The sequence below is a fragment of the Sphingobium sp. TCM1 genome (genome assembly GCF_001650725.1).
Classification (GTDB): Bacteria; Pseudomonadota; Alphaproteobacteria; order Sphingomonadales; family Sphingomonadaceae; genus Sphingobium.
The window spans coordinates 253,117-265,955 of record NZ_LXVX01000039.1; the positions used below are offsets into that span (position 1 = coordinate 253,117).

15 protein-coding genes are annotated in these 12,839 nt (G+C 65.7%); 7 read left to right on the forward strand and 8 right to left on the reverse strand.

Going from position 1 to position 12,839, the window contains the following annotated elements; all coding sequences use genetic code 11:
• The first annotated feature begins 15 nt into the window (after window positions 1-15).
• Both lgt and A7Q26_RS21815 read left to right on the forward strand, forming a co-directional pair.
• Window positions 16-918: a prolipoprotein diacylglyceryl transferase gene (gene lgt / locus A7Q26_RS21810; RefSeq protein WP_198163017.1), complete on the forward strand. Its 903-nt coding sequence runs from the start codon at window positions 16-18 to the stop codon at window positions 916-918.
• Window positions 908-1,972, forward strand: a complete 1,065-nt coding sequence (locus tag A7Q26_RS21815; RefSeq protein ID WP_066864442.1) for a class I SAM-dependent methyltransferase — start codon at window positions 908-910, stop codon at window positions 1,970-1,972. Before lgt ends, A7Q26_RS21815 begins: the two co-directional genes overlap by 11 nt.
• Window positions 1,973-1,996: 24 nt before the next feature.
• Here the strand turns inward: A7Q26_RS21815 and gmk are convergent, their stop codons facing one another.
• Window positions 1,997-2,662 carry a guanylate kinase gene (gmk, locus tag A7Q26_RS21820; RefSeq protein WP_066864444.1) on the reverse strand — a complete coding sequence of 222 codons (666 nt, stop codon included), beginning with the start codon at window positions 2,660-2,662 and terminating at the stop codon, window positions 1,997-1,999.
• Between the two features lie 74 nt (window positions 2,663-2,736).
• Here gmk and A7Q26_RS21825 point away from each other — a divergent pair, with 74 nt between their 5' ends.
• Window positions 2,737-3,288, forward strand: a complete 552-nt coding sequence (locus tag A7Q26_RS21825) for a DUF2585 domain-containing protein (RefSeq protein WP_198163018.1) — start codon at window positions 2,737-2,739, stop codon at window positions 3,286-3,288.
• Here the strand turns inward: A7Q26_RS21825 and A7Q26_RS21830 are convergent.
• The 3 genes from A7Q26_RS21830 to A7Q26_RS21840 form a co-directional block, all read right to left on the reverse strand.
• On the reverse strand, window positions 3,285-3,632 hold the full coding sequence (locus A7Q26_RS21830; protein WP_066864449.1) for a hypothetical protein: 348 nt from the start codon (window positions 3,630-3,632) through the stop codon (window positions 3,285-3,287). The two genes, A7Q26_RS21825 and A7Q26_RS21830, sit on opposite strands and share 4 nt — an antisense overlap.
• Before the next feature lie 48 nt (window positions 3,633-3,680).
• A complete protein-coding gene (gene fumC / locus A7Q26_RS21835; protein WP_066864451.1) occupies window positions 3,681-5,066 on the reverse strand; it encodes a class II fumarate hydratase in 1,386 nt (461 codons plus the stop codon).
• Window positions 5,067-5,237: 171 nt separating this feature from the next.
• Window positions 5,238-6,644 carry an OprO/OprP family phosphate-selective porin gene (locus A7Q26_RS21840; protein ID WP_066865263.1) on the reverse strand — a complete coding sequence of 469 codons (1,407 nt, stop codon included), beginning with the start codon at window positions 6,642-6,644 and terminating at the stop codon, window positions 5,238-5,240.
• A 141-nt stretch (window positions 6,645-6,785) separates the two neighbouring features.
• On the opposite strand from A7Q26_RS21840, the gene A7Q26_RS21845 reads away from it, so the two are divergent.
• Both A7Q26_RS21845 and A7Q26_RS21850 read left to right on the forward strand, forming a co-directional pair.
• A complete protein-coding gene (locus tag A7Q26_RS21845; RefSeq protein ID WP_084439261.1) occupies window positions 6,786-8,282 on the forward strand; it encodes an ABC transporter substrate-binding protein in 1,497 nt (498 codons plus the stop codon).
• Window positions 8,283-8,301: 19 nt separating this feature from the next.
• Window positions 8,302-8,724 (forward strand): DUF4112 domain-containing protein, encoded by a 423-nt coding sequence (locus tag A7Q26_RS21850; RefSeq protein WP_066864453.1) that lies wholly within the window; start codon window positions 8,302-8,304, stop codon window positions 8,722-8,724.
• A 3-nt stretch (window positions 8,725-8,727) separates the two neighbouring features.
• Here A7Q26_RS21850 and A7Q26_RS21855 read toward each other — a convergent pair whose 3' ends face one another.
• Together A7Q26_RS21855 and nadC are read right to left on the reverse strand one after the other, a co-directional pair.
• Complete coding sequence (locus A7Q26_RS21855; RefSeq protein ID WP_084439262.1) at window positions 8,728-9,435, reverse strand: ribonuclease T2 family protein; 708 nt, start codon at window positions 9,433-9,435, stop codon at window positions 8,728-8,730.
• Window positions 9,428-10,276, reverse strand: a complete 849-nt coding sequence (gene nadC / locus A7Q26_RS21860) for a carboxylating nicotinate-nucleotide diphosphorylase (RefSeq protein WP_066864460.1) — start codon at window positions 10,274-10,276, stop codon at window positions 9,428-9,430. Before nadC ends, A7Q26_RS21855 begins: the two co-directional genes overlap by 8 nt.
• A gap of 86 nt (window positions 10,277-10,362) precedes the next feature.
• Here nadC and A7Q26_RS21865 point away from each other — a divergent pair, with 86 nt between their 5' ends.
• On the forward strand, window positions 10,363-10,614 hold the full coding sequence (locus A7Q26_RS21865) for a type II toxin-antitoxin system Phd/YefM family antitoxin (RefSeq protein ID WP_066864463.1): 252 nt from the start codon (window positions 10,363-10,365) through the stop codon (window positions 10,612-10,614).
• A complete protein-coding gene (locus A7Q26_RS21870; RefSeq protein ID WP_066864466.1) occupies window positions 10,611-11,039 on the forward strand; it encodes a type II toxin-antitoxin system VapC family toxin in 429 nt (142 codons plus the stop codon). The genes A7Q26_RS21865 and A7Q26_RS21870 overlap by 4 nt, the downstream gene beginning before the upstream one ends.
• Before the next feature lie 6 nt (window positions 11,040-11,045).
• On the opposite strand, the gene nadA is transcribed toward A7Q26_RS21870, so the two are convergent.
• Window positions 11,046-12,032, reverse strand: a complete 987-nt coding sequence (gene nadA, locus A7Q26_RS21875; RefSeq protein WP_066864469.1) for a quinolinate synthase NadA — start codon at window positions 12,030-12,032, stop codon at window positions 11,046-11,048.
• 44 nt (window positions 12,033-12,076) lie between these two features.
• Window positions 12,077-12,736, reverse strand: coding sequence for a DUF4230 domain-containing protein (locus A7Q26_RS21880; protein ID WP_443018182.1), 660 nt, complete (start codon window positions 12,734-12,736; stop codon window positions 12,077-12,079).
• Between the last annotated feature and the right edge of the window lie 103 nt (window positions 12,737-12,839).

A 12,839-nucleotide genomic window follows, 5' to 3' on the forward strand; every position in this document is an offset into this window, starting at 1 on the left:
GCAATCCCATGCTCTATGGGGTCAACCCTGTCCAACCAGAGGGAAGCCGATTTGATCCTGGACCTTGCCGCCGCCGCTTCGAGCGCGATCCGCTTTGAAGATCTGGGGCTGGACCCCGTCGCCCTCGACCTCGGCTTCTTCACGCTGAAATGGTACAGCCTCGCCTATCTGGCGGGCATATTGATCGGCTACTGGTATCTGCTGAAACTGGTCGCCCAGCCCGGATCGCCGATGGCGCGCCGTCATGCCGACGACATGATCTTCTACGCGACGCTGGGCATCATCATCGGCGGGCGGCTGGCCTATGTGATCTTCTACCAGCCCGAAATCCTGCGCAATCCGCTGGATATCTTCAAACTGTGGAATGGCGGCATGTCCTTCCATGGCGGGGCGATCGGCGTTTCGCTCGGCATCCTCTACATGGCGTGGAAGGAAAAGCTGAGCTGGCTGCGCATCCACGACTATGTCGCCTGCTGCGTGCCCTTCGGCCTGTTCTTCGGCCGCCTCGCCAATTTCGTGAACGGCGAACTGTGGGGCAAGGAGACGGACGTGCCCTGGGCGATCATCTTCCCCACCGGCGGCCCCTTCCCCCGCCATCCAAGCCAGCTCTATGAAGCCGTGCTGGAAGGCCTGGTCCTGTTCCTGATCCTCGCCTTCGCCTTCTGGAAGACCCGCGCCCGCTACAAGCCGGGTATGCTGGTCGGCATCTTCGTGTTCGGCTATGGCTGCTTCCGCTTCGCGATCGAATATGTCCGCGAAGCCGATGCCCAGCTGATGGAATTTGCCGCCCGCACCGGCCTGCACATGGGCCAGTGGCTGTGCATTCCCATGATCCTGGGCGGCCTTTACCTGATCGTCACCGCCAAGGGTCGCCGCCTGCGGGTCGAGCCGATCGCGGGAACCGAGAGTGTCGCCTGAACCCCTGTCGCTGGCCGAGCGGCTGGCGCGGCAGATCGCCTCGGGCGGACCCATCTCGATCGCCCATTATATCGGCGAGGCCAACCAGCATTATTATGCGACCCGCGATCCGCTGGGCGCAGGCGGCGACTTCACCACCGCGCCGGAAATCAGCCAGATGTTCGGCGAACTGGTCGGCCTCGCCCTGACCGATGTCTGGATGCGGTCGGGCCGGCGGCCGGACGCGGCCTATGTCGAGCTGGGGCCGGGGCGCGGCACGCTGGCATCGGATGCGCTGCGGGCGATGGAGCGCGCGGCGATCGCGCCCAAGGTCCATCTGGTCGAAACCAGCCCCACCCTGCGCGACCGGCAGCGCGCGTTGCTCCCCCAAGTCGTCCATCACGACCGCATCGACACTTTGCCCGATCAGGGACCGCTGCTGGTCGTGGCCAACGAGTTTTTCGATGCCCTGCCCGTGCGCCAGTGTATCCGCGTCGGGGAGGAATGGCGCGAGCGGGTCGTCATCGCGCGTGAGGAAGAAGGGCGCTTCATTCCGGTCGCGGGCTATCGCCGCATCGAATCGGGCCTGCCGCCAATGGCAGCCGAAGCGCCGGAGGGCGCGATCATCGAGTCCCCGATCGTCGGGGCGGAAATCGCCTATGCCCTGGCCCATCGCATCGCGCGGCAGGGCGGCGCGGCGATCCTGATCGACTATGGCTATGAAGGGCCGGCGCTGGGCGACACGTTGCAGGCGGTGAAGGCGCACCGCTTCGCCGATCCCTTCGCTGATCCGGGCGAGGCGGACCTTACCACCCATGTCGATTTCACCATGCTTGGCAATATGGCGCGGCAGGCCGGGCTGCGGGTCCATGGTCCGGTCGGCCAGGGCGACTTCCTGCGCCAGCTCGGCATCGACGCCCGCGCCGAGCAACTGGCCCGCACCGCGCCCGCGCGGGCGGCGGAGGTAGAGGCGGCCCGCGCCCGGCTGACCGATGGGGAAGCGATGGGCACGCTGTTCAAGGCGATGGCCTGGACGCACCCGGACTGGGCTGACCCGGCGGGGTTCGAGCGATAGTCCGAGAGAAAGAGCGTCCCGCGCTCAATCTTCCTGGTGGTAGCGGCTGAGCTTGCGGATGAAGCCGATCAGGCCGGTCTGGCGGCTGCGCTTCATCCTCTCGGCATGCAGGATGGTCTGCACCCGCTGGAAGCAATCCTCCGCATCGACATTGCAGAGCACATAATCATAGCCGTCCCAGTGGGCGATTTCGCCCGCCGCGCGTGCCATGCGACCGTCGATCACCTCGTCACTGTCGGTGGCGCGGCCGCGCAGGCGGCGCTCCAGTTCCTCCATCGAGGGCGGCAGGATGAAGATCCGGACCACGTCGCCACCGGCGATCTGGTGCAACTGCTGCGCGCCCTGCCAGTCGATGTCGAACAGCACGTCCTTGCCCGATTTCAGCATGGCTTCCACCGGCGCGCGGGGCGTGCCGTAGCGCTGGCCGAAGACATGGGCCCATTCGAGGAATTCATGGTCCGCCGTCATCCGGCGAAATTCCTCCAGGTCGACGAAATGATAATCCTTGCCGTCAACCTCGCCCGGCCGCATCGGCCGAGTCGTCGCCGACACCGACATGGACAGATCCGGCTCTGCAGCGAGCAGCTTGCGCGCGATGGTGGACTTGCCCGCGCCCGAAGGCGAAGAAAGGACGAAGAGGACACCCCGGCGCTTGAAATCGGGGGTTTCGGTCTGGATGCTGTCAGCCATGGCCGCTAGTGACGCCAGAGACGCGTTTTTGCAAGGGGGTGGGAACAGGAGCCATGTGGCGCACGCGTAAAAGGATGAATCGGCGCGGCTTTATCCTCGCCGCGCTGATTGCGGCGGCGGCCTGCGCGATCCTATTCCTCATGAACCGTCCCCCGATCTGCACCTGCGGCCGGGTGGAACTCTGGCATGGCGCGCTCGACAGCGGCAACAGCCAGCATATCGCCGACTGGTACAGCCTGAGCCATGTGATCCACGGCTTCCTCTTCTACGCGGGCACTCGGTGGCTGTTACCGCGTCGCCCGCAGGGCGCCCGGCTGGCAGTAGCGGTGGCGGTCGAATCGGCCTGGGAAATCCTCGAAAACTCACCCCTGATAATCGACCGCTATCGCACGGCGACCATCGCGCTCGGCTATTCCGGAGATTCGATCCTCAATTCGATGAGCGATATCGGCATGATGGCGATCGGCTTCCTGTTCGCCGCCCGCGCACCGGTCCGTATGACCATCGGGCTCGGCATCGCGCTCGAACTGCTCGCGCTGGCGGTGATACGCGACAATCTGACGCTCAATGTCCTGATGCTGACCTTCCCGGTCGACGCGGTCCGGGAATGGCAGGCCGCGCTTTAGCCTTGGCGCGCCTTGCGCGCATGGTCGATCGGAATGGGATCGCCGCTCTTGTCTGGCAGCAGCTTCTGCGTCTTCTTCCGGTCCGCCTCGCGCTTCGCCTCATAGAGCTTGCCAGCCATGTAAGCGCCGGTCACGAAAAGCGCGCCGGCTGGATAGCGCATGATGATGCGTTTGGCGCCCGCACCGGCAATGAGGCCGATGACGCCCTTCTTGCCGGTCGCCGCCGCGACGCGCGCCGCGACCACGGTGGCGCCAACGCGCGCCGCCTTGCGCAGCAGTCCCGCCTTCCTGGGCGGACGGATCGTCACCAGCGGTGCGGCGGGGATGATGCCTTTCTTCTTCATAGGCGGTCAATGTACCGGAGCGCGCCCGGTTCCGCCAGTTGATCTGGATCAGACCATATTTTCGGGCCGCACGAGCCGGTCGAAGGTCGGCTCGTCGACCAGCCCCAGTTCAAGCCCCGCCTGTTTGAGCGTCAGCCCCTTCTTATGGGCGTGCTTGGCGATGGCAGCGGCATTGTCATAGCCGATTTCGGGCGCCAGCGCCGTCACCAGCATCAGCGACCGATCGACCAGTTCGGCGATGCGGGCCTCGTTGGCCTCCAGCCCCTCCACGCAGCGCTCGGCGAAGCTCTCCATGCCCACCGACAGCAGATGGATGGAGCGCAGCACGGCCGCACCGATCACTGGCTTGAACACATTCAACTCCATATGACCCTGCATCCCGCCCACGGTGACGGCCTGGTGATTGCCGATCACCTGCGCGGCGACCATGGTCAGCATTTCGCACTGGGTCGGGTTGACCTTGCCCGGCATGATCGAACTGCCCGGTTCATTGGCTGGCAGGTCCAGCTCGCCCAGGCCCGACCGCGGCCCCGACCCCAGCAGGCGGATGTCGTTGGCGATCTTGGTCAGGGCGACGGCGATCATGTTCAGCCGGCCGGAGAAATCGACCAGCGTGTCATGGCTGGCCAGCGCCTCGAACTTGTTGGGGGCGGTTTCGAAGGGGAAGCCCGTGATGGCCGCTATCTCGTCAGCCACATCCTGGGCGAAGCCCGGAGGCGTGTTCAGCCCGGTCCCAACCGCCGTGCCGCCCTGCGCCAACCGCGACAGGCCATGTTCGACCAGCGGCATGGTGCGGATGCGGGCCAGACGCAACTGCGCGTAATAGCCGGAAAATTCCTGGCCCAGCGTCAGCGGCGTCGCATCCTGCAAATGGGTGCGGCCGATCTTGACGATCTGCGCCCAGGCCGTCGCCTTCTCCAGCATGGCGCGTTCCAGCCGTTCCAGTGCGGGGAGCAGCCGGTGGGTCGCGGCGAGCGCGGCGGCAATGTGCATGGCGGTGGGGAAGCTGTCGTTGGACGACTGGCTCATATTGACATGATCGTTGGGATGAACGGGCGATTTCCCGCCGCGTTGGCCGGTCAGCATCTCGTTGGCGCGACCGGCGATCACTTCGTTGACGTTCATGTTGGACTGGGTGCCGCTGCCGGTCTGCCAGATGACCAGCGGAAACTGGTCGTCATGCCTGCCCTCGATCACTTCGGCGGCGGCGGCCTCGATCGCGTCGGCCAGCGCCCCGTCCAGCCCATGCCGGCGGTTCACCCGCGCCGCCGCCTGCTTCACGATGGCGAGGCCATGGACGATGCCGATCGGCATCCGCTCGGTCGCGCCGAAGGGGAAATTCTCGATGCTGCGCTGCGTCTGTGCGCCCCAATAGGCGTCGGCGGGGACATCGATCGCGCCGATGCTGTCGGTTTCGCTGCGGGTCGCGGACATTCAACACTCCCAATTGAGAATCAATCGCAAAAACTGATCCCGATGTAGGGCGAGCGCGTGAAATTCCAAGGCTTAGTGATTGAAGCGGACCCGCATCTCCCTTGCCGGCGCGATGACCGGGGTCGGCATCCGGGCCGACTCAGCGCCGCGCCGGATGCCGATGGCCGTGGGTCAGAAATCCAGTTCCGCGCGCCATCCGATCACGTCGACGCCATAGTCGCGCCGGCTGCCCGCACGGATCGCCGCGTCGGTATATTGCAGATGGGCGTAATTGACGTTGAAGCGCAGAAATTCGACCGGGGTCCAGACCAGCGCCGCGATCACGCCATTCTGGGTACCGCCGACGATATCCTTGTCATTGAGGCTGAGATAATCGTAGCGCAGCGTCGCCTGCAACGCGCCCCAGCCACCGCTGCCGACCGGGCTGTCGGGCTTGACGATGCCGAAGATGCCATTCTTGTATCCGCGGCTTTCGCCGGTCAGGACATAGCCCACCTCGCCATAGCCGCCGAAGAAGGTCGGATCGGCAAGGCCCGGCCGCGACACGCGCAGCCAGTGCGCCTCGCCCGCCCACCAGAGCGGCCCGCGCTCGCCAGCGAACTCCAGCCCATAATGGCTCTCGCCATCGGCCGGAATGTTGGGCGTCGCGAGGAAGCGGCTGTTGGCGGAGTGGAGATAGGCGCGCTGGCGGTAACGCTGCGGATTTTCGCTCAACCGCTGGAAATCGCGCCAATGGCCCGACAGGCCGAAATGCAGCTGGGTCTTGCCCAGCTTCGGCGCCAGCACGACGCGGCCGTCGACGCCGTAGCTGTTGTTTTCGTCGCCGCCATCGGCGCCATCCGAATCATTGGTCAGCGAATCGGCGCTGTCGGAAAAGATGCCCGCCTGCGCCAGCAGGATGCCGGAGCGATATTGCGCCGACAGGCCCAGCCGCCGCTCGAAGCCGAACGCATCGGTGAAGGCCGCGCGCTCCATCACCGCGCCGCCGGTGTCGCTGATGAGTTCGTCCAACGACTGGAAGGCGTTGTGATTGCCCAGGGTGACGAGCCACGGCCCCTTTTCATAGGTGATGAAGGTGTCGACCAGGTCGACGCTGTTGTCGGACAGCTCCAGTTCCAGCTTATAGCCGAAGCCGCCGCCCAATTGCCCTTCACCGCCCAGTCGCAACCGGCGCAGTTCGTTGGAATATCCCTTGGCCCGGTCATTGACGCTATCCGGGGTCATCAGCAGCCCGGCATCATATTGGATGCGTCCCTTGACGTGGAAGCTGGCCGCGCCCTTGCTGAAGACGGGTCCGCCCTTCCAACTGACCGCCGTATCGCCGGCAGGCTTGGCCTGCGCCACCTGGACCGGCGGAGCGGGCACCGGCGACGTCGTCGGGGCGACGGCGGCAGCCTGCGGCGCGGCGGGTGCGCTGTCCAGTCGCGCCTCCAGCCGGTCGACCTGCGCCTTCAGCGCGGCGATCTGCGCCCGCAGCGCATCGGCCTCTGCGGCGCTGATCGCCTGGGCGGCGACCGGCACCGGCGTCATCAGCAGCGCCAGCGCGGTACCGGCAGCCAGTCGAATTCGGGGCGTCATCTGTTTCCCTTCCATGTCTGGCGACGCCCGTATGAATTTTCTGTTACAAACAGGCGTAGGTATGATGGCATTTTTATGACATATGCTCTGAACTGATCCCGGTTGGCGGCACGGCGATGAACGGCTAATCCTGGGACCGACATGGGCGTCCTCTCCCTCCTTCTCGGCCATGGCCGGCGCGGCCTGCTGACAGCAAGCGTCGCCATCGGCGCCGCGCTCGCCGGCTGTTCGGGCGAAGGCAGCGGGCCGGTGGTGGTCAGCATAGTGGGCGACCGCGACGATTTCGCGAAGCCGCTCCAGAATCTCCCCAACCCCGCCGCCAAGCTGATGCTGGAAAGCACGGCGCAGGGGCTGGTCGGCTTCGATGCCGCGGGCAACATCCTGCCAGGACTGGCGCAGCGATGGATCGTCGAGGATGACGGGCGCAGCTATATCTTCCGCCTGCGCCGCGCCTTCTGGGCGGACGGCACCCGCGTAACCGCGCCCGATGTCGCGCGCATAGTGATGGCGCGTATCGTCTCGTTGCGCCGCTTCGATCCGGACGGGCCGCTCGACGCGGTGCAGACCGTGGTGCCCATGACCGGCGAGGTGATCGAAATCCGCATGGCCGCAGCCCGCCCCTTCATGCTCCAGATGCTGGCCCAGCCGCAAATGGGCGTGCTTTCGCGCGAGGGCGGCACCGGTCCCTATCGCCGCGCGGCACAGGGCAAGGCCTTGCTGCTGACGCCGATCGACCGATCGACCGGCGATGACAAATCGGCCGAAGGTCCGGTTCCCCCGTCGCAACTGCGCGTGTTGCGCAGCGAAGGCGCGGCACTCGCCATCATCCGTTTCCGGGAAAGGCAGGCGGCGCTGGTGCTGGGCGGTCGCTTTTCGGACCTGCCCCTGCTGCTGCCCGCCGGGATTGATCGGGATGCGGTGCGCGCCGACCCGGTGCAGGGATTGCTGGGCCTCACCATGGTGGGCGAAGGCAAGCTGCTGGACGACGACAATGTCCGCGCAGCGATCAACATGGCGATCGATCGCAGCCAGCTTCCGGCCGTCTTCCCGCTGGGCGGATGGGCCACGACCGAACAGATCGTGCCGTCTGCGCTGGACCTGGGCCGCAATCCCACCCCGCCGGCCTGGGCGGGAATGGCAATGGAGGATCGCCGCGCGCAGGCGAGCGCGACCATCACGCGCTGGCGCGCGGACAATGGCGCACCGCCGACGCTGCGTATCGCACTGCCCACCGGACCGGGCGCGACCCTGCTGTTCGGCCTTCTGCGCCGCGACCTGGCCGCCATCGGCCTCGACGCGCGCCGGGTCGATACGGGGGCGCCTGCGGACCTGCGCCTGATCGACGAGGTCGCACCCTATGACAGCGCACTCTGGTATCTGGGCCGGGTCGGCTGCGCGCGAAAGGTGCATTGCAGCGACGCCGCCGACGCCCAGTTGCAGGCCGCCAGCCTCGCCAGTACGGCTGCGGAGCGCAGCGCGCGGATCGCCGAGGCCGAAGCGCTGATGCAGGCGCATAACGGTTATATCGCGCTGGGCGCGCCCGTCCGCTGGTCGCTGGTGTCCAGGCGGCTGACCGGCTTCATGCCCTCGCCCCGCGCGCGCCACCCATTGAACCATCTCTTCCGCCGCCCCAATTAGGTGGCAAGGAGACAGGATAATGGCGCTTTCGCAGGATCAGTTCGACCGCATGGTTCGGGACTTGCCGGGCTTTGGCCGCGATCCGGCCTCGGTGCGCCGCCGGATCGAGGCGATGGAGGCGATGCTGGAGGGGCTGTTCGTCATTCCCGGCACCACCCGGCGCGTGGGGCTCGACAGCCTGATCGGCCTGATCCCGGTGGTCGGCGACATCGCGACGGCGGCCATGGGTGCGTGGATCGTGTGGGAAGCACGCAATCTGGGCATGTCGAAATGGCAGATCACCCGCATGGCCGCCAATGTCGGCGTCGATACGCTGATCGGCGCGATCCCCTTCGCGGGCGACCTGTTCGACTTTCTCTACAAGTCCAACAGCAAGAATCTGCGCATCATCCGCAAGCATCTCGACCGCCACCACCCCTCTACGGTGACGATCGACGGGTGACGGTCAGCGGAACGGTTCGATCCGCAATTGCGCCCGGTCCTTGACCCCGCCCTGCTGCGGCGGGCAGGCGATGTAGCGATACTGGCGGTCCATGCAGATCCACACTTCGCTCAAGCTTCCGTCGCGTGTAACGTTCAGACGGATGCCGTCCTCGACCATGCCTGCATTCGCCGCGGCAAAGGCTTTGGCGAAATCGCGCGCAGACAGGATGGTTCGCGCGGCTAGCGCCGCCATGTCGGGATAGCGCAGGGCGGCGTAGAGTTTGCGCGACAGGGCGAAAAATTTGGTCGGGGTCGTCGGCATACAGGTGCCGTGCTTGACCCATTCATGCTGGATCAGCTGCACCGAGGGCGTAGCGCAGAGATGGTCTCGGATCACCTTGCGCGGCAGGGGGCCAGCGGACTTGCAATATTGCGGCCATTCCCGGTCATAGCCGTCGGGCCAGAGGCCATGCAGCGTGAAGGCGAATTTGTTGTCCGACCGGCACTGAAACGCATCGCGCGCGCCGCCGCGCGACGTCTTGCAATATTGCGGGGTCCAGCTGACCGCCAGCGTATAATAGCCGATCGGCAGGACGCGCTTCGGTTCGCTGTCGCTTGGCCCTTCGACATGCGGTCGGGCGATCACCGCAGGCAGGCGGCATTGGCCGGCCTGCGCCATGGCGACGCCCGGCATGGCAAGCGCGATCAGGGGCAGTAGCATTTTAAGCACAGGCGAAATCGAGGCCGATGTCGGCAGCCGGAGCCGACTGGGTCAGGCGGCCGACGCTGATATAGGTGACGCCCGTATCGGCCCTGGCGCGTATGGTCTCCAGCGTCACGCCGCCCGATGCCTCGGTCGGCACGCGCCCCGCGACCAGGGCCACCGCGCCGCGCAGGGTGGAAGCGTCCATATTGTCGAGCAGCAGATGCGTCGCGCCTGCCACCAGCGCCGGCTCGATCTGGTCGACCCGGTCGACCTCGACGATGATCCGATCGACCCCTGCGGCCACTGCGCGGCGCACCGCTTCCTCGACCGATCCGGCGACCCCGACATGATTGTCCTTGATCATCGCCGCGTCCCACAGACCCATGCGATGGTTGGTCGCCCCGCCCATGCGGGTGGCATATTTTTCCAGGACGCGCAGGCCCGGAATCGTCTTGCGCGTGTCGAGCAGGGTCGCGCCCGTGCCCGCAATCGCATCGACATAGGCGCGGGTCATGGTGGCAATGCCGGTCAGGTGCTGGACGGTGTTGAGCGCCGATCGCTCCGCCGTCAGCATTGCCCGCGCCTTGCCCCGGATGCGCAATATGTCGGTGCCGGCTGCGACGCGATCGCCATCCTGATGCAACGGCTCGATCGTCACGTCCGGGTCGAGCGCGCGGAAGAAGGCTATGGCGAGCGGCAGCCCCGCCAGCGTCACCGCGTCACGGCTGTCCATCACGCCTTCGAAGACAGCGTCCGCGGGGATCACCGCCTCGCTCGTGACGTCGCAGCCATCCGGGCCAAGATCCTCGGCCAGGGTGGCAGCGATGAAGGCATCGAGATCGAAACCGGGGAGGGAGAAGGTCATGGCGCCCTCTCTAGCCGTGACGCACCGCGCGCCGCAACCCGTTTCCCGACTTGACTTAGTCCATGGACTAAGTCCATATTGAGCTCATGACTGCCACCGTCAATGTTCACGAAGCCAAGACGCACTTTTCCAAACTCTTGGACCGCGCTCATGCCGGCGAGGAAATCATCCTTGCCAAGGCCGGCAAGCCTTATGCGAAATTGGTTCCGATCGATGCAGTGCAGGTGCGTCCGAAACGTCGGGGCGGCCAGTTTGCTGGCCTCTTCACGGTCGGCGACGAGATTTTCGATCCCTTGCCCGAAGAAGAATTGCGCCTGTGGGAGGGGCATGGCGATTGAGACTGTTGCTGGATACCCATGTGTTGATCTGGTGGTGGACCGATCGCAGCCTTTTGCCCGACACGATCGATCAGATGATCGAAAGCGGGGCCGACCGGATTTTCGTCAGCAGCGTCAATGCTTGGGAAATCGCGACCAAGGCGCGCCTGGGCAAATTGCCGCAACTCCTGCCCTATCTGGATCGCTATGAGGCGGCGGTCCTGGATGCGGATTTCAAGCCGTTGAACCTGACCATGGCGCACGGCCTGCGCGCCGGCGCCTATGACGCGCCGCATCGCGACCCGTTCGATCGGATGCTGGCGGCGCAGGCGGAACTGGAAGGCCTGACCTTGCTGACGCGAGATCCGGCCTTCGCCGCCTTTCCCTGCCAGACATTATGGCACCAGCCGATGCTCAGCGAAAAGCGGCTCACCTATCGCAGCTGATTCGCCTCAGCGCGCGCCCAGATCGCCCTGACCCACCGTGCCGCTGGCCATTTCCAGCATCCGGTCGAGGCTCTTCTTCGCCTGCAGCCGCAGCGTCTCGTCCATTTCGATGCGCGGCTGGAGGTCGCGCAGGGCGAGATACAGCTTCTCCATCGTGTTAAGCGCCATATAGGGGCAGATGTTGCAGTTGCAGTTGCCGTCGGCGCCGGGCGCGCCGATGAAATTCTTGTGCGGAACCGCCTTCTGCATCTGGTGGATGATATGCGGTTCGGTCGCGACGATCAGCGTGTCGCCGGGCATGGTCTTGGCGAAATCCAGTATGCCACTGGTCGATCCGACATAATCGGCATGATCGACGATATAGGGCGGGCATTCCGGGTGCGCGGCGATCGGCGCGTCCGGGTGCTGGGCCTTGAGCTTGAGCAGTTCGGTTTCGCTGAACGCCTCGTGCACGATGCAGACCCCCGGCCAGAGCAGCATGTCGCGACCCAGCTTGCGCTTGAGGTAGCCGCCCAGATGCTTGTCGGGGCCGAAGATGATCTTCTGATCCTTCGGGATCTGCGCCAGTATCTTTTCCGCCGACGAGGAGGTGACGATGATGTCGCTGAGCGCCTTCACCTCGGCCGAACAGTTGATGTAGCTGAGCGCGATATGATCGGGATGCGCCTCGCGGAACGCCTTGAACTGGGCGGGCGGGCAGCTGTCCTCCAGCGAGCAGCCGGCGTCCATGTCCGGCAGCACGACGATCTTTTCGGGGGAGAGGATCTTGGCCGTTTCCGCCATGAAGCGCACGCCGCAAAAGGCGATGACGTCCGCGTCCGTCTCCGCCGCCTTGCGCGACAGTTCAAGGGAGTCGCCGACAAAGTCCGACAAGTCCTGGATTTCGGGCGTCTGGTAATAATGGCCCAGGATGACGGCGTTGCGCTCCTTGCGCAGGCGATCGATTTCCGCGCGCAGGTCAATGCCCTGCGGAATGGCGGTGACGGCGGTCATACCCTGATACTCCTCGGTCCCATGTCTGGCCCTTTGCGCGCGCCCTAGCGCTGCCGCCGCTCGTTGGCCAGTACCTCGTTGATCGGCGTGGTCACGTCCCATCGCTCCCGGTTCGCTTCCTTGCGCTCGGGCGGGAAGGTGACGATCACCCGCGCATCATCATAGCCCATCGCGGCGAGCGGCGCGGCCATGACTTTTCCGATCGCCGCGCGGCCATATTCGCGCGCCTGCGCCATGCGCTCGGGCGATCGGGCCGAGGCTTCGGCCCGGACCTGCGCGTGCGCAGAGGTGCGACGGCTCAGTTCCTCACCCGCCTCCCGCGTCACGAACAGGCCGCTGGTACGCACCAGCGTCCGGCGCGCCTCGTCCAGATTGGGCCGAGCCGGCTTCACATCGGGCGCATTGACGATGAGGGTGCGGCTTTGCGGATTCCATTCCAGATCACGCGCCGAGAGGCCGCCCAGATCGATGAAATAATCGACAGAATAGGGCATCTTCACCACCTGGTCGGACTTGAGCCAGCCAAAGCCGCGCACGTCCTGCGCCGTGCTCTGGATCGTGCCGTTGAGCTGCGAGACGCGCAGACTGGCCGAGCCAGCGATCTTCTCCGCGATGATCTTCGTCACCGCCGATCCGTCATCCTCGACCGCCACCACATAATCGCGGTTATAGCGTTGCCAGCCGACCAGCATCGCTACCCCCATCAGCAGGATCAGCAGCGCCAGCGCGACCGGCGCGGCATGGCGCTTCAGCGCATCTGCCATCGCCCGTCCCCGAGGGGGGCGGCGATGCCCCGGCCATCCAGAT